Genomic DNA, 18,723 nt, shown 5'->3' with positions numbered 1-18,723 from the left:
CATTTCGATGATAATTCAGTTGTTTACCGGCAGGTCGAGCCGGGATGCAGTGGCGCCGCCGCGATGCACCGTGATGATCGGCGCAGGCGTGACGCGAATGTCCTTGAGATTGCGCTGGCGCGGATCGGCCCCCGCCACGGTCAGCCGCAGCCGCGCACCCGCAGGCACCACGCGCGAGACCGGCGTCATGTCGATGTTGACACGCACCACCTGCCCTGGCCGGACCGGCGAGACATCAGCCTTCAACCCCGAATGCCATGGCAGGCCCATCGTGTCGTAGGGCGCCTTGGCCTCCTTGCGATGCGACAGCGCGAGGCGCCCGAATGCCACGACCTCGGCCTTGCCGGTGGCATCGACCTGATCGAGATAGACGAACACGTTGGCGTCGGTCTTGTCGGCAGAGACCGAAAGACGCGCTACCGGGAAGCCGACCAGCTTCATCGGAGCGGTCAGCGCAGGCGTCGTGTAGGACAGGCCGTTGGCATCCATCGGCTGCGCCCAGAACGCAAAATATTCAGGGTCCGGCAGGTCGTAGTTCACGGTGAAGCGATCCACGCCCCGGCCCGCTGGCGCCTTGCCCAGCACGGCATCGTTTGCCGAACGTGCCGTGCCGCTCCTGCCGCTACCGAGGAACCACGAAACCGGCTTGGCCCCCTCGCCCGGCAGCAGGTTGGAACGGACATAGCCGCCCTTGCCGTCCAGCCCTTCTAGCCAGTACGTCGCCCGCGGGGCTGACTCCATGCCGTAGGCCACGCCCTTGAGGTGAAGGTCGAAGTAGCGGGTCACTTCGCCGGTAAAGTCGAACCCCGGCGGCGGCACGCAATGGCTTCCGGGCCCTGCCAGGAACTTCGATCCCGGCATGTTGGCGGCGCTGATCAGGGCCTGCGCGGTCGGTTCGTCCTGCCAGTTGCTCCAGAAATAGGTGGCAATGCCCGCCTTGCGGATGCGATCGAGGTAGTTGAAAGTGCCGACCTCGTTCCAGAACTGGTTTCCGGTGAAGGCCGAAACGCTGTCGCGATAGGGCATACCGTACCACAGCGGAGCCATCGGCGTGTTGGCCGCATGTTCGGCGACTGCCGCCCTCAGCATCGCGCCATCGATGTCGGCGTCCAAGGGCACACTGGCGAGATCGACGTCTGCCGGTTCGTCCGGCCGCGTGTTGAACTGCGCCGGAATCCCGCCGCGCCGCACGAAGGCATACTTGTCGAGATCGGACGCGCCGATGAACACGGCTTTCAGCGACGGCGGCGTGGTCGATGTGGTGTGGAACGTCGATCCGCCGAGATAGGAACAGCCGATCATCCCGACCTTGCCGGTAGAGAACGGTTGGCGCGCCAGCCATTCGACCAGATCGTAGCCGTCATAGGCCTCCGTCCGATCCTGAAAACCCCGGCGATGCCCGAACGATGCACCCTTGCCGCGAATGTCCGCCGTGGCGACGACATAGCCCGCCCGGATCAGCGAGCGCATGGCAAGCCGGTCATCCAGGGCCAGCTCGACAACCTTGCCGTCCCCACCTCCGTTGGCCTTATCCCTGAAGCGCGCGCGATAGGGCGTGAATGAAAAGATCACCGGCAGGCGTTCTTGCGCCGCGGTCGTACCTCTTGCCGGGCGATAGATGTTCACCGCCAGCTTCGTGCCATCGCGCACCGGCACGTAGATCGACGAGCGCACGACATCGGGATAGCCGTCCGCAACCGCGGCAACGGGCATCGCCACGCTGGCCAGCGCCACGACGGCGCCTGTAAGATTGCGGAATCCCTTCACGATGCTCTCCCGGACGGATCGATCCGCCGCTCTTGCCAGCTTGTGATCACCTATCCCGCAAGCGCTTACAACCGAAAAATGGACAACGATATTGTTGACAATTTCGTCCATAACAGGAGATAGGGTTGCGCATGGCCCAAGATGCACCAATCGATCGCGCCCCCACTGGCCAGGAAATCGCCGACTGGGTGCGCCAACGCATCCGCACCGGGCGCTTCGTCCCCGGCCAGCGGCTGGTGGAGGTCGACATCATCCGTCAGACCGGGGCGAGCCGGTCAAAGGTACGCGAAGCGCTAAAACGCCTCGAAGGCGAAGGCCTTGTCGAAATCGAGGAATTCCGCGGCGCTTCCGTGCGAAGCTCGACGCTCGACGAAGTGCGCCAGATCTATCGTGCGCGCATGGCGCTCGAAGGCATGGCGGCGCACGATTTCACCGTGAACGCCGATGCCGCCACCCTCGAACGGTTGAAGGCACTGCAAGCCCAACTCGATACATGCGTGCACGAACGTGCACCCGACCGCTTCGGGCGGCTCAATAACGAATGGCATCGCCTGATCGTCGAGGGTTCTGGCAACAAGGTGATCGCCGACCACCTCCAGCGCCTCAACGTGCCGATCCACCGCCTCCTGTTCGAAAGCTTCTACGACGAGGAGCGCCTGAAGACCGCCAACGCCGATCATCAGGCCATGTTGACCTTGATTCTGGCAGGCGATGCCGAAGGCGCCGAGCGCGCCATGCGCCAGCACATCGGCGATGGTTTCGACACCCTCGCCCGCATTGAGGACGAGTTCTACAGTTGATGCATTCGCGGGTCAGTTGAATTGGATGGGCAGGTTCGGCCCGGACCTGCCCGCATGTCCTCAAATCTCATTGTCGCGACGCCGCACCAAAGTCCGTCAGACCTGACTGAACCCACCGTCCATCACGAACTCGGTGCAGGTCACGAAGCTCGCTGCGTCCGAGCAAAGATAGACCACGCCGCCGCCCATCTCGTCAGGCCGGCCCATGCGTCCGATGGGGTGGCTAGCGATCATGCCTTGGACCGCAACCTCGCGCGAAGGCACGGCGCCCAGCTCGACATACTTGTCCATGATCGAGGCGAGCATCGGCGTGTCGATCCCGCCGGGATGGACCGAGTTGACGCGGATGTTGTGGCCCAGCGCCGCGAATTCCGCACCAAGGCACTTGGACAGCATCTTCACCGCGGCCTTGCTGGTGCAATAGGCCGCGTTGAAGGCCGCGCCGCGCAATCCGCCGACGCTGGAGAAGTTGACCACCGAAGCGCCCCCTGCCCGCGCCTTGCCGCCTTCCTTCAGCAGCGGTAGCAGCACTTGCGTGCCGATGATGATCGAATCCACGTTGATCGCGTTGACCCGGTGGAAATCCGAAAGCGGCGTTTCTTCGAACTTGGTGACAATCGAATAGCCGGCATTGTTCACCAGCGCATCGAGCCTGCCATACTTGTCCTGCACGAGCGACGCCACGGCGCGCCAGTCAGCCTCGCTCGTCACGTCATGCTTGAGGTAATGCTGCGCGCCTTCGATCTGCGCTTCGGCGGCAAGGTCGGTGGCGATGACGATGGCGTTGGCCGCCTTCATTGCCTTGACCAGCTCACGCCCGATGCCGCCCGCCGCGCCGGTGACCACGGCTACCACATTATCCAGAGCAATCGTCATTGTGCGGTCCATCCCCCGTCAATCACCAGCTCCGCGCCGGTCATGTAGCTTGAATCCTCGCTGGCGAGGAAGAATGCGGCCGAGGCCAGTTCTTCTGGCTGTGCGAGACGGCCAATTGGTGTTGCGCCCACCACACCCGCCACCAGATCGTCAGGCTTTTCGGCAAAGCCCTGATCGACCCAGCGCTGGAACCCGGCCTTCAGCAGCGGGGTTTCGACAAAACCGGGATGCAGCGAATTGGCGCGGATCGGGGTCTTCTTCTGGCAGAACTCGATGGCGATGCCCTTGGTGAACAGCCGCACCGCGCCCTTGCTGGCATTGTAGGCCGAAACCTCGTTCATGCCGACGAGGCCCATGATCGAGCTGACGTTGATGATCGAGGCGCCGCCGCGGAAATCCTTGCCGCTTTCTGCCATCAGCGGCACGAAATGCTTGGTGCCAAGGAACACGCCATCGACGTTGATCGACATGATCCGCCGCCAGCCTTCCATGCTCAGGCTCTCGACCGGACCGGTCAGATCGATCCCGGCATTGTTGACGAGCACGTGGCACTTGCCGTGGCGTTCCTTGACCAGGGCGACCGCGCGCTCCCAGTCCTCTTCCTTCGCCACGTTGGCGCTGATGTAGCTGGCAGCCTGCCCCAGCTTGCCCATCACCTCACGCGCGGTATCGCTGTCCTCTGCATCAAGGTCGGACAGCACCACCTCGGCACCTTCGGCGAGGAAACGGGTCGCACAGGCAAGGCCGATGCCGCGAAGGCCGCCCGAGATGAAGGCGACGCGCCCTTTCAGGCGCTGTGCGAGAAGTTCCATGGTACTCAGACCCCCATCATGCCGGCGGTCGTCGCGCCATCGATTGCGTATTCCGCGCCGGAGATGAATCCGGCCTCATCGCTCGAAAGGTAGGCAACGAGGCCCGCCACCTCGTTCAGCTGCGCCATGCGCTTCAGCGGGGCCATGCCTTCGTAGATCGCGCGCGCCGCGGCGGGATCGGGTTGCGCGTTCATGATCTGCTGGATCAGCGGCGTTTCCACCACGCCGGGCAGGATCGCGTTGACGCGAATGGCATAGCCCTGCTGCCCGCAATGGACGGCGGCGGACTTGGCAAGTGCACAAACAGCCGCCTTCGTCACCGAATAGGTCACGTAATTGCCCAGGGGGCGCGTGGCGTTCATCGACGAGTTGATGATGATCGAGCCTTTGGGCCCATCGGGATTGCGCTTCATACCCCTTATCGCGGCCTGCACGGTCAGCATCACGCCGGTCTGGTTGACCGCCACGACATTGTCCCACCCTTCGATGGAAACGTCCTCGATGCTGGCATCGCCGCTTTCGGTCCCGGCATTGGCAAACACGATGTCAAGGCGACCTTCGGCAACAATGATCTCGTCGATCAGGCCCGGCCAGCCCGCAGCGTCCTGCACGCGCAGCTTGCGAAACACTGCGCCCGTTTCCGCGCAGAGCGCAGTGGCCGCCTCTTCCTTCGATCCGGTGAACCAGACCTTGGCACCTTCCTGCGTCAACCGGGCCACGGTGGCCGCGCCGATGCCGGTGGTGCCGCCAGTGATTAGGGCGACTTTCCCTTCAAGCCTCTTGGACAATTGCTCTCTCCCGCGAGATTCCGCATGCATTTATAGCGTCAGTGGTTACGCCCGCGCGTACCTTCTGCAACCTATGCTTTCAGCAAGGTGACGCGCGTGCGCGGGACCGGCAAAACCGGCAGGAATACCGGAAATCTGGGTGAGGAATCATAATGGCTGACAGCGATCCGAACATGGGCGGCGGCAAGAATCGTTGCGAGGCAATCAGCTGGCAGGAACTGCTGGCGCAGGATTCGCGCCCTGCTCCCGCCATCCTGACCGAAGAAAGCTACCAGTATCGCGGGTCCGACCCGATTGCTGCAGAGCGCTATACCTCGGAAGAATTTGCCAAGCTCGAACGCGAGAAGATGTGGCCCCACGTCTGGCAGTTTGCCGCGCGCGAGGAGGACATTCCCGAACCCGGCGATTACACCGTGTTCGAGAATGCGGGCCGGTCGTGGCTGATCTCCCGCCAGGAAGACGGCAGCGTCAAGGCGATGCACAACGTCTGCCTCCACCGCGGACGCAAGCTGCGGACAGAGGACGGCACGGCGGACAAGTTCACCTGCCCCTTCCACGGCTTTGCCTGGAACAAGGACGGCAGCTTTGCCGGGATGCCCTGTTCGTGGGACTTCAAGCACCTGTCCGCCGAGAAGATGCAGTTGCCCGAAGCCGAAGTCGGCCGCTGGGGCGGATATATCTTCCTGCGCGAGGAACCGGGCGGCCCCACCCTCGAGGAATATCTCGCCCCCATCCCCGAATTCTTCAAGCGCTGGCGGCATGAGGAATGCACCACGGTGATCTGGGTAGCCAAGGAAGTCCCGGCCAACTGGAAGGTCACGGCCGAAGCCTTCATGGAAGCCTGGCACACCGTCGTCACCCACCCGCAATTGCTGCCGTTCACCGGAGACGCCAACGCCGCCTACTGGACCTATGGCGACAACGTGAACGTCAACCATGTGCCCTTCGGCATCATGTCCCCGCACGTCGATCCGAACGGCAAGACCCAGCAGTGGATCGTCGACGAGTTCTGCAAGTACAATGGCCGCTCGGCTGACAACTACGATGCCTCGGGCGATCCCTTCGCCGTCAGCGTGCCCGAAGGCATGACAGCCCGCGCGGCGTTGGGCGCCGCGATGCGCGCAGGCTACACGGCGCAGACCGGCTATGATCACGACCATGCCACCGATGCCGAACTGCTCGATGGCCTCGTCTACAACGTCTTCCCCAACTTCGCGCCATGGGGCGGGTTCATGCCGAACATCGTCTATCGCTGGCGCCCCGGAAAGACGCCCGACACCTGCCTGATGGAAGTGCGCATCCTCGCCCGCGTGAAGAAGGGTGATCCGATGCCGCACGGCGTGCCGATGAAGCTGCTGTCGCCCGATCAGAAGTGGACCGATGCGCCCGAACTCGGCGTGCTGGGCCACGTGTTCGAACAGGACATGGACAACCTGCCCTACGTGCAGACCGGCCTCCACGCCTCGAAGACCGGCGAGGTCAACCTTGGCGACTATCAGGAAATCCGCATCCGCCAGTTCCACCAGACGCTCGACAAGTACCTGAACGGCGAACTTGGAGCCAAGGCGTGAGCGAGCAGGCTGAGGTCCGCCCGCCCCGGATCGATTGCGTCCTCGTCTGCGGCGGGGTGTGGCATGACATGGACTTCGCCCGGCTTGAACTGCTCAAGCTGCTGGCCGAAGACCCGGCGATCCGCACCCGCGTGTTCGAGGATTACGAGAATATCGAGGCGATCCGCGCGGCAGACATCCTGATCACCTACACCTGCGACGTCACGCCCTCATTGAAGGCGCAGGAAGCCTTGCGGGACTGGCTGCAGGCGGGCGGGCGCTGGTATGCGCTCCACGGCACCAATTCGGTCCTGCGCTTCCTGACGGAAGGACCCAACAAGGACCTGTGGGACGCGCCGCGCTGGGCCCCGCTGATGATGGACCTGCTCGGCAGCCAGTTCCTCAGCCACCCCCCGATCGCACCATACACGGTGACGGTTGCCGATCCCGATCACCCGCTGGTTCAGGGCATCGAGCCATTCGAGACGACCGACGAACTCTATCACATGGAGTACCACGGAAACATGCACGTCCTGCTCGAAACCGACTGCACAGTTGAAGGGACCGGCTTTGTCGAGGCGGCTGACGCCATCGGCAAGCATGCCGTCATGTACCTGAAGGATCACGGAAAAGGCGGCGTGCTCTATAACACGCTGGGCCATTGCCGCGGGCATTACGATCTGCAACCCATGCTCGACTGGTGGCCCACGGTGGACCGCTGCGCCTGGGACCTGCCGGTGTTCTACGATCTGCTGCGGCGCGGGATTGTCTGGCTGAAGGAGCGTCCAGCGAAAGCTTGATCCTAAGTCCAATTTTTGCGGCAAGGGGGTCGTGTCAAACCTCTCGGGGTAACGAATCCGGGAGAGACGACATGACCAACCTCCGCCTCGCGCTCATCGCCGGCGCCCTTTTGACCGCAACCGCTGCGCAAGCTGGTCCCGCCGCGCCGCCATCGACCTGGGCACGCTGCGCCGTCTGCCACAGCAACACCAAAGGCGCGCCCGACAAGATCGGACCCAACCTCTATGGCGTCTACGGCCACAAGATGGGCGTGAAGGGCACCTACAAGTTCTCCGACGCGGTGAAGAAATCGGGCCTCAAGCTTGATGACGCCACGCTCGACAAGTGGCTGGAAAGCCCCGCAAAACTCGTCCCCGGCAACCGCATGAGCTTCCCCGGAATCAAGGACAAGGCCAAGCGCGCCGAATTGATCGCCTACCTCAAGACGCTGAAGTAATCAGGGGGCAATAACAACTGGCCGGGCAGGCACCAGCGCCCGGCCAGCATCGTGCCAGCCCTCGATCCCCTCGGCGAGCCAGAGGACGTTGCCGAAACCATCGCGGGCAAGGCGGCGGGCGGCGTTCCAGCCCATCCAGCAATCTGTGCGGCAGAACAGCACGACCGGCATCCCCGGCGACTTCTCGCGCACCGCCGCCACCGCATCGTGCAGACCGTGCCACAACGCCACCTCCGGCTGGCCGCGCCCGGTTTCCGGATGCCAGAGCGCGCCGGGGATAGTCTCGTGCGCGCTCGCCAGAGTCCAGATTCCGGTGGCGGGATCGCGGACGCCACCTTCGGCGGGAAGGACATCGATGAACAGGGCATCGACTCCTGGTTTGAGCTTCAGCGCCTTCTCCAGCGCGATGCGGGTCGCAGGTGTCGGCAGGCGATCGACCGGAGCGCGGTAACGGGCGATGCGATAGCCGTTTGCGTCGAAGACATCGCTGAGAGTTGGGGGGGAGTTGGCGGTTTGCCCCGCAGAGTTGCCGGGGAGTTGGAGAATGCCGACAAGAGCCAGCGCAAGGGTTCGGATCGTGACTGCCATGTGCCCTTCCCGCCCCTCGTTGTCATTGGTCCAAGGTCCAATATGCCCGCGCGCGCGATGGCGGCATAGTGAACTTTGGGAGAATGCGTGAAATGCGAAGACTGACGATTGCCGCCCTGTCATCTGTCGCGTCATTTGTCGTTGCCGCCAATGCGCAGGCAGCGCCGGTTGACCCGCTGAAATCGCCGATGTGGGAGCATCACGCCGCGCGCCTGTTCGGTTCCGACAAGATCGTGTTCGATCCCCGCGTGGCTGTGCGCATTCCAGAAATCGCTGAAAATCAACGTGTTTTCCCGGTCACGGTCGATGCACGCAGCGTGCCGGACGTGCGGCGCATCGTGCTCTTCGCCGATCTCAATCCGATCCCGGTCGCCCTCGATTATCGCCTCGCCGAGGCTGAACCCTTTGTCGCCACGCGGATCAAGCTTGACCAGCGCACGCCGGTGCGGGCAGCGGTGCAGACGGCCGACGGGACGTGGCATGTGGGCGGCGCGTGGATCGATGCGGCGGGCGGCGGCTGCTCGGCCCCGCCGGTTTCCCGCGTGAAGGGGGACTGGGCGGACCATCTGGGCGAAGTGCGGGGCGCGCAATGGCTTGAAAAGGCTGGCGAAACGCGGCTGCGCATGACCTTCCGCCACCCGATGGACACCGGGCTGGTCGAGAACATCCCGGCCTACAACATCGAGCACCTGTCGATCCGCGATGACAGCGGCAAGTCGCTGGGCGAAATGGAAATTTTCGGCTCAGTGGCCGAAGACCCGGCCTTCACCGTGGTGGTCAATGCGCGCGGCGCGATCAGCTTCGAGGCGCGCGACAGCGCAGGCCTGCGCTTCCCCGGCAAGGTCGGCGCATGAGGCTTGACCGGCGGGCTTTGGTGCTGGCGGGACTGCTCTCCCCAATCGCCGCGTTCGCTGAGCAATTCGCAGGCAAATACAATCCCTTGGCCGATCCCGTAGGCGATGGCCTGTGGATGGTGCGCGGGGCGGACGAGGCGATCGGCTTTGCCAATGGCGGAGCAATTGCCAACAGCGCGATCATCGCCACGGACGCAGGCGCGGTGCTGTTCGATCCCGGCGTCTCGCGCGAACATGGGCTGGCGCTGGGCGCATTGGCGCAGCGGCTGACGGGCAAGGCGGTGGGGCGGGTCTATGTCAGCCACCTGCATCCCGACCATGCGATGGGTGCGGCCGCGTTTGATCCGGCGATTGTCCACGCCCTGCCCGCCACCCGCGCCGAACTGGAGCGCGATGGTGAGGGGTTTTCGGACGCGATGTATCGCCTGCTCGCCGACTGGATGAAAGGCACCGCCGTGGTCCTGCCGCAGGGCGATCTGTCTGACGGACAAGCCGAATTCGGCGGGCGCAAGTTTCGCCTGCTGGCGTTGAAGGGCCATTCGGGCGGCGATCTGGCATTGCTCGACGAGGCGACCGGCACACTGATCGCGGGTGACCTGGTGTTCCACGACCGCGCGCCGTCAACGCCGCACGCGAGCCTGCCCGACTGGCGCAAGTCACTCGATGTCCTCGCCGCCCTGCCCCACAGGCTGCTGCTGCCGGGGCACGGGCCGATTGACCGCGATGGCAGCGCGATTGCGCAGACGCGGGATTGGCTGGACTGGCTTGAGGCTACCCTGCGGGACTCTGTGGCTCAAGGCTTCGACATGAGCGAGGCGGGCGAATTGCCGATCCCACCGCGCTTCGCGGCGCTCAAGGCCGCGCGCTATGAATTGCAGCGCAGCGTCTCGCACTTCTATCCAGCACTTGAGGCGGAACTGTTGCCGAGGTTGTGACTGACCGGCCTCCAGCCCTGTGATCGTCATTGCGAGCCCGCGCAGCGGGAGAAGCAATCCAGGGCGGTTTGCGCGACTCTGGATTGCTTCGTCGGCTTTGCCTCCTCGCAATGACGAAGGGACGGTCAGAATTCCGCGCGGAGCGACACCGTCAGCCTGCGCGGGGCGCCGGGGGCGTAGGCGCGGGGGTTTTCGGCGCCGGGGGCCTCGGCAAGGTCGATCTCGTCAACTTCGGAGAAGGTGCCGAACGTGGCGTAGCGCTTGTCCAGCACGTTGCGCAGTTGGGCGACGAGGCGGATGCCCGGAGCGAGATTTACCGCGCCGTCGAGATCGAACACGGCATAGCCAGGAGTGCGGGGATTGTCATTGCCTTCGTCTCCCGCAAGATACTGGCCTGAACGAGCGCGCAGGGTGAGGCCTGCCGACCATGAGCGTTCCTCGCGCGCGAGGCGCAGGTTCAGGGCGTGGCGTGGCACGGCGGGGAGCTGGTCGCCGCGGCGGACCATGATCGCACCTTCGTCGTCCGCCGCCGGGTTGGACGGGCTCGACATGGTGAAGGCATCGCGGAAGCGCGCGTCGGTGAAGGCGTAATTGGCCGAGGCGTGCCAGCCATCGCGGCGCCATTCAGCCGAGGCTTCCACGCCTTGCCTGCGGGTGTGGCCGAGATTGGCGAAATAGGCACGGCCACGCACGGTGGAGGCAATCATGCGGATGTCGTTGCTGGTTTGCGACCGCCACACATTGATGCGCCAGGCAAACGCCTTGCCCATGGCATTGATCCCGCCGTGCCAGTTGGTTGCCGTCACCTGGCTGAGGTGAGGGTCGGCGATAAAGAAGTTGGCCAGCGTGCACGGGGCGTCGGGATCGGCGCAGCTCAATTCTGCAGGCGTGGGATTACGGCTGGTGAGCGCGAAACCTGCGGTGGCGTGAATGCCCTCGGCCAGTGCATAGTCGAACTCGACCGAAGGGTTGAACCGGTCAAACGTGTGGTTGCCATCGAGCGCGGTGCCGAGGCGGTCATCCATGACGACGCGGTTGCGGGAATAGCGCGCACCGGCCTCGACCGAGAGTGCTCTCGTCAGCGGGATCTGCGCGCTGGCAAAGAGGGCTACGTCATCCAAACGGGTGACCAGATCGACGGGCAGGATCGCGCCGCCTGCCGAAACCAGCGGCAAGCCGAGGTCCTCGACCGAGCGGTCCTCTTCCAGCTCGCCAAGGTCGGTCTGTGCGCCGAAGCGCGTTCTGGCGCGTTCCCATGTGCCGCCAAGCGCGATGCGGCGAGGGCCGATGGCGGTTTCGTGCACGTCGAGCCATTGCAGGGTGGCGCCATAGGCGTGGGTGCGCTCCTTGCCGCGATTGAACACGGCGGGATCATCGCCTGCTGCGTCGGCCGCAATAGGAGTGCCGCCCGAAAATAGCGGGTCGCTGAAACCGTCGTCGTCATCCTCGACGCAGAGCCGCGCCAGGTTGGCATCGCAGGCGCCGAAATCGGCAAGGTCACCGTTGGCATTGCGGCGATCGAGGTATTGCCAGTGGGCGCGCAGTTCCAGGCGGCCGGTATCGCCCGTGGCCAGCCATGGCGCCGCAATCAGCCGGGCAAAGCGGGTGCGGGTGGTATCGGGCCGGGTGAACACTGCGTTGTATTTGGCGTCGAGCAGTTCGATCGGGGCGACGCCGTTGCCGGTAAGGTCGGTCGATGCGCCGAGCGCGGAGAGTTCGACGCCCCAGCCATCGCCCTGATGGATGCCCTTGGCGAAGGCGCGATAGAGCTTCGAGGGGCTGGCGACGCGCCAGCCCGCGTCGCGGCGGGCCTCAAAAGCGACGAGCAGATTGCTTTGGGCGGTGCCGGTGCCGTAGCTGACCGCGCCGCCGACCATGCCTTCGCTATCCAGATCGCCCTGCGCCTTGAGGCCGGCAAGGCTCAGTCCATCGCCGGTCTGGACGAGCAGCGATCCGGCGAGAGCATTGCGGCCAAGGACCGGGTTGGCATCATTGACCTGCGCGCTGACCAGCACGGTATCGGGCATGAGATCGAGCAGGACGACATCGCCGAACGGCTGGTTGAAGCGCACGCCATCGAGATAGACGGCAAGGCCCTGCTCCATGCCCTGCAGTGCGCCAGCGGAAAACCCGCGCCAGTTCAGCGTCGCCTGCCACGGATTGCCCGCGGCCTCGCCCAGCGTCATGCCGGGGATGGCGCGTTCGAGCGCGCGGCCGAGATCGGCACGGCCCGAGGCGTCGATGGCGGCAAGATCGAGTCCCCGCGCTTCATCAAGGTCAATCGTGCCGCCCGGCGCGTTGACGACGATCTGCTGCGCTTCCTGCGCGAGGGCCGGAATGGGAGCGACGGAAATGAGAAGGGGGATCAGCTTACGCATCGCTTCAGATCTTCACGCGAAGGCCCGCCCATACCGTGCGCGGGTTGCCAAGGTCCATCGAGCCGCCCGCATTGCGCGTGACGATATCGGTATCGAACACGTTCTCCGCCCGCAGGATCAGGCTGATGCCCTTGGGCAAGGGCACTTGCGCGAAGAGATCGAGCGTTGTCGCAGCCTTGAGGCTGTCGATCTGGAGATCGTCTTCATACTGCTGGCCGACGTGGCGGAGCGTGGCAGCGAAGTCCCACCCTGCGGCAGGTGCAAGGCCGAGCGTGGCCGATGCGGCGATGCGCGGGGTCTGGGCGGGGCGCTTGCCGGTGAGCGTGGACGCAGCACCGTTGCGCACTTCCGCATCGGTCCATGCCAGCGAGCCGTCGAAGCGGACGATGCCGATTTCGGCATGGGCTGCAGCCTCGATGCCGCGGGCGCGGATCTGGTCGACATTCTGGCGCTGGCGCAAGTTGGTGCCGATGGTCACGTTGGCCACGGCGTTCTCGATCCGGTTGTCGAACCCGGTAACCGAGAGGCGGATGCCCTCGGCAGGGGTGAGGTCGATCCCGGCCTCGAAGCCTTTCTGCTTTTCGTTGCGCAGAGCTGCGTTGGCCTGTGTCGTCACCGGGAAGACGGTGAACGGGCGGTAGAGTTCGTTCAAGGTCGGCTGGCGCAGGCCGGTGTAGGCTGCGGCGCGCAGGGCGATCATGTCGTTGGCGCGGAAGACCGCGCCGCCGCGCCAGGTGACGGTCCAGTCGCTCTGCGTCGCATAGTCGCTACGGCTGGTGACGGCGCCCGCGTTGTTGCGTACCTCGAAGTAGCCATCGGCAATCACGGTGCGGTCGGCCCGCAGGCCGCCGGTGAGGACGAGCTTGCCCAGCGTCAGGTCGTTCTCGGCGTAGAAGCCGAGGTCGGTATTGACACCCCCTGCCCGGCGGCGCGCGGTGATCGCGCCGGTGGCAGCGCTGATCGCGTTTTCCTTCATCGTGCCCGATGCGCGGCGCCAATCCACGCCGAGGCGCAAGACATCGTTCTGCCCCATCGGCGGGCGCAGTTCGAACTTCCCGCCGAGGCCTTGGGCGGGCGTATCGTACTGATCCAGCGTGGGTTTGAAACTGGTGGCGGAGACGACGATGTTGTCGAAATTGCGAACCTGGACATAGGCAAGCGCATCGAACTGCCAATCGCCGCGACCGACGAGGCGCAGGCTGGCGTCCTGCCCTTCGCTGGAGGTGGTAGCACCCTTGAAGCGCAGCAGGCGGTCATCGCGATAGACAAGCGCGCGGGCCTGAAGCTCTACCGTATCGGTCAGCGGGGCGACGGCGCGGATCTGGGTGGACCACGATTCGTAGCGGGCGCGGACGGTGGCGGGGACGCGCTGGGCTTGCGGAGTCGTGAAGAAGCCCTTGCCCCGATCCCAGCGGCCCGAGACGACCGCAAAGCCGGAGCCGAGGCGGGGCGCGATGCTCAGGGCGGCTTCCGTCTCGCCGCGCTGGCTGGCGAGGACTTGGCCATTGATCAGGCCGAGCTGGTCTGGGCCTGCACTCTCCAGTTCGATGGTGCCGGAAAGGGCACCGGCGCCGAACGGGCCGGAGCCGCCACCTCGCGTCACGCGGATCGAGCCGAGCGTATCGGGGACAAGTGCCGGGAGCGGGACATAGCCGAAGAACGGATCGGCCATCGGCACGCCATCGAGCAGGACGAGCGCGCGGCTGGTGGCGTTGCCGCCCAATGCGCGCAAGGTAACGCCCTGGGCCGAGGGGTTGGACGAGCGGCTGTCTGACCGGCGGAATTGCTGGAATCCTGCGACCGAGGTCAGCACATCCTCGATGCGGCCAGAGGCAGACGTGGTGATGGCATCGCGGCCGATCTCGACCGTGGAATAGGCGGGCGTGCCGGGGGTCTTCTCCAGGCCCTTGCCGGAAACGACGATCTCGCCATTGGGGCCTTCGTCCGCAAATGCGGGCAGAGCAGTCGATGCGAGGGCGGCTGCGGCCAGGAGGCTGCAGGCACGCAGGAAGCGGTTGTCGTCCATCTGCTGCGACTTTCCGGATGACGATGTGAAAACGGGTATGTCGGCGGCGCTTTGGGAGCAATCGACGCCGCCGACAAGGGTGGACTTGGGTACCGGATGTTAAGTTTTTGAAATCCGGCTCAGAAGAACAGGATTCCGCCGACTGCAACGGCATCGCTTTCAGCCTTGTTGCCCGAGTGGGCGACGGCCTTCGAATGCACGTATTCGCCGATCAGCGTGACCCACGAGGTCAGGCCATAGCGCACTTGCCCGACGTAGCTCGAGTTGACGTCGAGCAGGTTGGGGTTGGCGAGGCGGTCGGCGTTGCTGGCGTAATCGAGGCGGCTTTCGCCATAGCTGCCGCCGACCGAGAGCTTGCCGAAGGTGGCGAGCGCCTGGGCATAGAAGCCGCTGGAATCGCGCTTGGCGATGCCGGGGCCGGTCTGCGGGGCACCCGTGTCGAACAGGCCGAGCACGGTCGTGCCAAGGCCGCTGGCGGTGTAGTAGTAGCCGGTCGCGGTGACCGGGCCGACGGTGACCTTGCCACCGAAGTCCACGCCGCTGCCGGTGTATTCACCGCCGCCAACCAGATCGTGCTTCTGGGTGATACCCGAGACCCAAAGGCGCGCGGCAACGTCGCCGAACTTGCCGTCATAGGTGACCTTGCCCTGGAAGCCGGGAGCCGAATTGCTTTCGGCCGGGCCGGTGAGCGAGGACAGCGGCTGGAACACGCCGACCGAGGCCTGCAGGCCCTTGAAGTTGGGTGAAGTGTAGGTGATCTGCGGCTGGAAATCGGTGTAGATATAGCCGACGCCGATGCGGCCCAGTGTAGTGTTGCCGGGTGCGACATTGTTTCCGGGGGTGCCCGAGGACAGCAGGGTGATGTCATTCAGGATCGCTTCGGAGGCGAAGAGGCCGATATCGCGGCCGATCTTGAAAGTGCCGACGTTGGGCTTTCCGAAGGTCATGAAGGTCTGGCGGAAGTCGATCCCGGCAGTGGCAAGCGCGGTCGGCTGGCCGCCGTTGTTGGCGCCAAGCGCACCATAGGCGGTGGAGTTGATGCCCGGATACATGCCGAACGTGGCGCCCACGTCCCAGCCCGACTGCTTGGCCGCGACCGAAACCTTGAGAAAGCCGGGGAGCAACCCGTTGCGGATGGCGCTGGAGTTGTTCGAGCCGACGCTGGCGATGCCGCCGGTGACGGCCGTGCGGGCGGTTGGCGTGGCGGGGTTGTCGTGAACGTAGAAGCCGTTGACCGAGCCTGAGAAGGTGATGGTTGCCGGGCCGACCTCAAGGCCGATGCCGCTGGAAGCCATGCGTACCATGCGGCTGGAATCGACCGATTCCGTGGCGCGGGTCATGGTGTCGCCGGAAGGCGCGGCGGCGGCTGGCGAAGGCTTGTTTTCCTCGGCGAGCAGTTCGGCATATTCCTCGTCGGAGAGGATGCCCTTTTCGTGCAGTCGCTTGAGAAGTTCGGCAGTGCCGGCATAGGCGGGCGTGGTGGCGAGCGCCATGGTGGCGAGCGCAACCGAGGCGCAAAGCGCCTTCTTCATGTTCATTTCCATCCCCTCCTTGAAAGGTCGTGTCGATTATTCTGCGACTGAGCGGGGACAATGCTGCGCGGAAACAAACTGCGATATTGGACTTTGGGCGTTGGACTTTGGGATAATGCCGAAGGTCAGTCAGCGCCCCAGCGCGACGCCCCAGGGGCCACCGCCAGCCTTGATCGTGGACGTGACCTGCATCGCCGCAATATCCACGAACGAGACGGTATCGCTCGCCCCGTTGGCGACGATGGCACGGGCGCCGTCCGGCGTGATGGCAAGGTGCCATGGGCGGTCGCCTACCTTGACGTAACCGCGCACAGTGCGGGTGGGCACGTCGACCACGGCGATGCTGTCTGCGCGGCCCAAAGCGACGATCGCCGTCTTGCCGTCTGGCGTGAAGCGGATGCCGCAGGGCATGACCTTGTAGGCCGGGACGCCCGGAGGGGCGAAAGTCAGGGTCTGTTCGATGGCCTTGGTGGCGACGTCGGCGATCTGCACGGTGCCGGCCATTTCGGCGGCAATCCACACCTTTGCGCCATCCGCCTCGAACTCGATGTGGCGCGGCCTCGCGTCCGTCTCCATTTCCTCGGCCACGGTGCGCGTGGCAAGGTCTATCCAGGCGACGGTATTGTCTTCCTCGCTTGTGACGAGCAGCCACTTGCCATCGGGGCTTTGCGCGACGCCTTCGGGTTCATCACCGACGGTTACCTGCCAGGCGACCCTCCGGCTGACGAGATCTATCGCGGTGACGGCGGCATTGTCCTCATTCGCGGCAAAGAGAAGGTCTCCGGCATAGGCCGGGAAGAACTGTTCAGGGTCAGCGCCGGACGGCAGCGTGGCGATCAGCGCGCCGGTTGCGGGATCGCGCATCTCGACCGCGTTGTCGGCACTTGCAGCGACCAGCAGGGTCTTGCCGTCGCGAGAGACTGCGATGCCGCGAGGACGCTTGCCGACGGGCCATTCAGCTTCGACGGTGCCCTTGTCGAGATCGATCACCGTGACGGTCGAGGACCGTTCGTTGCTGACATAGGCGCGGCTCGCGTGAGCAGCTGGTGCGAGTGCGGTGCCGAGCAGCAGGGCTGCAGCAATGGCCTTCAGTTTTCTCTCCATGTTGCGCACAATATCGCTTCAAGGGCCTTGCGCATATCACACCTTGGTCTTGTACCATGGTTCAATTTGAAGAACGCCGTAAGCGCGATAAGCAAGGCACATCATCGGGGCGGACGATCATTCGCACCCGTGTCGCAGAGGATGACTGATGATCAAGATATCCAAGGGCCGAGCCGCCCTGCTGGCAGCGGCTGTGCTCGCCACCGGCGCCATCGCATCGAGCCTTTCCGCCCATGGCAACGTGACGCCGCAGGCTGTCGATACATCTGCCCTGCCCGATATTGCCGGTGGCAACGATGCGTGGGTGACGGTCAACCCTTATCGTGGCAACGAGAAGGCGCTGGAAATCGGCCAGTCAGCCTATGGCCAGAACTGCGCCCGTTGCCACGGACTCGACGCAATCTCAGGCGGCATCGCCCCTGACCTGCGTTACCTCGAAACTGGCGACAGTGGTGATGAATGGTTCGTCCAGCGCTTCCAGCACGGCTCTTCGCGCGACGGCAAGGTATATATGCCACCGTTTGGCGAAGTGCTGGGCCAGAAGGCCGGATGGGCGATCCGCACCTGGATCGAATCAAAGCATACCGACGAGTGAACGGTATTTGCATCAACAGGCGCTCTCTCCTGCAGGGGTTGACGCTTACCGCGCTTGCCAGCGCAACTTCGGCCTTTGCCGCGCCGCTTGAGAAGGTCAAAGACCTCGGAGTCCTTCGGGTCGGACTCTATGCGGACAACCGGCCATGGTCTTGGGATCAGGGCGGCAAGGTGGCGGGGATCGACGCGGACATCGCGCGTGCGCTTGCTGAGGCGCTTGGCGTGCGGGCGGATGTCCAGCTGTTCTTCGCGGGCGAGGACATTTCCGACGACTTGCGCAACGTGGTCTGGCGCGGCGGGCTGCTCGGCTTCCAGCCCTGCGACGTGATGCTGCACGTGCCATTCGAACGCCATTTGATGCAGGCCGAGGACAACGTGGTGTTCCTCGCGCCCTATTATCGCGAAACGTTCGGCGCGGCCTGTTCGCGTGATGGCGGCAATTGCGAGGCGGTTCCAGCAGCCTTCAAGGGGCGGCCGATCACGGTGGAGCTGGCCTCGATCCCCGACTTTTACCTGCTTGGCCACGCTGGGGGAGTTCTGGCGAAAGACCTCGTCCACGTGCCGACGGGATACGATGCTGCAGCCGCGCTCGCCAATGGCAGCGCGGAATTCACCGTGGCGACGACAGCGCAGATCGAGTCGGCCGTTGCCGACCATGCCGATGCCGGGATCAAGGTGCGCAAGGGCCCGCTGCCGATGATGATGTCTCCCGGTTGGGACATCGGCATCGCGGTGAAGGAAAACTCGCGCAACCTGGGGTTCCGGCTGGAGGAAATCCTCGAGCAGATGATCGCTGACGGGCGGATGGCTGCGATCTTCAAGAGCCATGGCGTAACCTGGAAGCCTGCGCTTTCCGCGCAATCCTGACGTATCATTCGCGCC

The 18,723-nt window shown here is 64.6% G+C and carries 17 protein-coding genes; 8 read left to right on the top strand and 9 right to left on the bottom strand.

Annotation, left to right across the window (positions count from 1 at the left end; genetic code table 11):
* Positions 1-15 precede the first annotated feature (15 nt).
* The gene (locus tag IQ25_RS11685; protein ID WP_258537016.1) at positions 16-1,767 is read right to left on the bottom strand and encodes a CocE/NonD family hydrolase; all 1,752 of its coding nucleotides are present in this window, start codon (positions 1,765-1,767) and stop codon (positions 16-18) included.
* Between the two features lie 131 nt (positions 1,768-1,898).
* Between IQ25_RS11685 and IQ25_RS11680 the strand changes: the two genes are divergently transcribed.
* Positions 1,899-2,567 carry a GntR family transcriptional regulator gene (locus tag IQ25_RS11680; RefSeq protein ID WP_144905983.1) on the top strand — a complete coding sequence of 223 codons (669 nt, stop codon included), beginning with the start codon at positions 1,899-1,901 and terminating at the stop codon, positions 2,565-2,567.
* Positions 2,568-2,663: 96 nt separating this feature from the next.
* Here IQ25_RS11680 and IQ25_RS11675 read toward each other — a convergent pair whose 3' ends face one another.
* Genes IQ25_RS11675 through IQ25_RS11665 form a run of 3 tightly spaced genes read right to left on the bottom strand, consistent with a single transcriptional unit; the run spans position 2,664 to position 5,043 of the window.
* The gene (locus IQ25_RS11675) at positions 2,664-3,443 is read right to left on the bottom strand and encodes an SDR family NAD(P)-dependent oxidoreductase (RefSeq protein WP_144905981.1); all 780 of its coding nucleotides are present in this window, start codon (positions 3,441-3,443) and stop codon (positions 2,664-2,666) included.
* Positions 3,440-4,255 (bottom strand): SDR family NAD(P)-dependent oxidoreductase, encoded by an 816-nt coding sequence (locus IQ25_RS11670; RefSeq protein ID WP_144905979.1) that lies wholly within the window; start codon positions 4,253-4,255, stop codon positions 3,440-3,442. The genes IQ25_RS11675 and IQ25_RS11670 overlap by 4 nt, the downstream gene beginning before the upstream one ends.
* Positions 4,256-4,260: 5 nt before the next feature.
* On the bottom strand, positions 4,261-5,043 hold the full coding sequence (locus tag IQ25_RS11665) for an SDR family NAD(P)-dependent oxidoreductase (RefSeq protein ID WP_181447235.1): 783 nt from the start codon (positions 5,041-5,043) through the stop codon (positions 4,261-4,263).
* Between the two features lie 152 nt (positions 5,044-5,195).
* Here IQ25_RS11665 and IQ25_RS11660 point away from each other — a divergent pair, with 152 nt between their 5' ends.
* From IQ25_RS11660 to IQ25_RS11650, 3 genes are all read left to right on the top strand, one after another.
* On the top strand, positions 5,196-6,614 hold the full coding sequence (locus IQ25_RS11660; protein ID WP_144905975.1) for an aromatic ring-hydroxylating oxygenase subunit alpha: 1,419 nt from the start codon (positions 5,196-5,198) through the stop codon (positions 6,612-6,614).
* Between the two features lie 68 nt (positions 6,615-6,682).
* On the top strand, positions 6,683-7,393 hold the full coding sequence (locus tag IQ25_RS11655; RefSeq protein WP_407070593.1) for a ThuA domain-containing protein: 711 nt from the start codon (positions 6,683-6,685) through the stop codon (positions 7,391-7,393).
* A gap of 71 nt (positions 7,394-7,464) precedes the next feature.
* Entirely contained in the window at positions 7,465-7,830 is a 366-nt protein-coding gene (locus IQ25_RS11650) for a c-type cytochrome (RefSeq protein WP_144905971.1), read from the top strand.
* Here the strand turns inward: IQ25_RS11650 and IQ25_RS11645 are convergent, their stop codons facing one another.
* Entirely contained in the window at positions 7,831-8,418 is a 588-nt protein-coding gene (locus tag IQ25_RS11645) for a rhodanese-like domain-containing protein (RefSeq protein ID WP_246415749.1), read from the bottom strand.
* Between the two features lie 83 nt (positions 8,419-8,501).
* Between IQ25_RS11645 and IQ25_RS11640 the strand changes: the two genes are divergently transcribed.
* Both IQ25_RS11640 and IQ25_RS11635 read left to right on the top strand, forming a co-directional pair.
* Complete coding sequence (locus tag IQ25_RS11640; RefSeq protein WP_144905969.1) at positions 8,502-9,272, top strand: quinoprotein dehydrogenase-associated SoxYZ-like carrier; 771 nt, start codon at positions 8,502-8,504, stop codon at positions 9,270-9,272.
* A complete protein-coding gene (locus IQ25_RS11635) occupies positions 9,269-10,207 on the top strand; it encodes a quinoprotein relay system zinc metallohydrolase 1 (protein ID WP_144905967.1) in 939 nt (312 codons plus the stop codon). Before IQ25_RS11640 ends, IQ25_RS11635 begins: the two co-directional genes overlap by 4 nt.
* Positions 10,208-10,332: 125 nt before the next feature.
* On the opposite strand, the gene IQ25_RS11630 is transcribed toward IQ25_RS11635, so the two are convergent.
* The 4 genes from IQ25_RS11630 to IQ25_RS11615 form a co-directional block, all read right to left on the bottom strand.
* On the bottom strand, positions 10,333-12,585 hold the full coding sequence (locus tag IQ25_RS11630) for a TonB-dependent receptor (protein WP_144905965.1): 2,253 nt from the start codon (positions 12,583-12,585) through the stop codon (positions 10,333-10,335).
* A gap of 4 nt (positions 12,586-12,589) precedes the next feature.
* Positions 12,590-14,611, bottom strand: a complete 2,022-nt coding sequence (locus IQ25_RS11625) for a TonB-dependent receptor (RefSeq protein WP_144905963.1) — start codon at positions 14,609-14,611, stop codon at positions 12,590-12,592.
* Between the two features lie 119 nt (positions 14,612-14,730).
* Positions 14,731-16,143 carry a porin family protein gene (locus IQ25_RS11620; RefSeq protein ID WP_144906328.1) on the bottom strand — a complete coding sequence of 471 codons (1,413 nt, stop codon included), beginning with the start codon at positions 16,141-16,143 and terminating at the stop codon, positions 14,731-14,733.
* Positions 16,144-16,272: 129 nt separating this feature from the next.
* Positions 16,273-17,247, bottom strand: a complete 975-nt coding sequence (locus IQ25_RS11615; RefSeq protein ID WP_144905961.1) for a PQQ-dependent catabolism-associated beta-propeller protein — start codon at positions 17,245-17,247, stop codon at positions 16,273-16,275.
* A gap of 148 nt (positions 17,248-17,395) precedes the next feature.
* Here IQ25_RS11615 and pedF point away from each other — a divergent pair, with 148 nt between their 5' ends.
* Together pedF and IQ25_RS11605 are read left to right on the top strand one after the other, a co-directional pair.
* Positions 17,396-17,842 (top strand): cytochrome c-550 PedF, encoded by a 447-nt coding sequence (pedF, locus tag IQ25_RS11610; RefSeq protein WP_144905958.1) that lies wholly within the window; start codon positions 17,396-17,398, stop codon positions 17,840-17,842.
* Positions 17,797-18,708 (top strand): substrate-binding periplasmic protein, encoded by a 912-nt coding sequence (locus IQ25_RS11605; RefSeq protein ID WP_144905956.1) that lies wholly within the window; start codon positions 17,797-17,799, stop codon positions 18,706-18,708. The genes pedF and IQ25_RS11605 overlap by 46 nt, the downstream gene beginning before the upstream one ends.
* The last annotated feature ends 15 nt before the right edge of the window (positions 18,709-18,723 follow it).

Origin of the sequence: Novosphingobium taihuense (genome assembly GCF_007830315.1) — a bacterium.
In the GTDB taxonomy this organism is placed as follows: Bacteria; Pseudomonadota; Alphaproteobacteria; order Sphingomonadales; family Sphingomonadaceae; genus Novosphingobium; species Novosphingobium taihuense.
The sequence above is the reverse complement of the archived record's forward strand: the minus strand, read 5'-3'. Positions and strand labels throughout refer to the sequence as shown.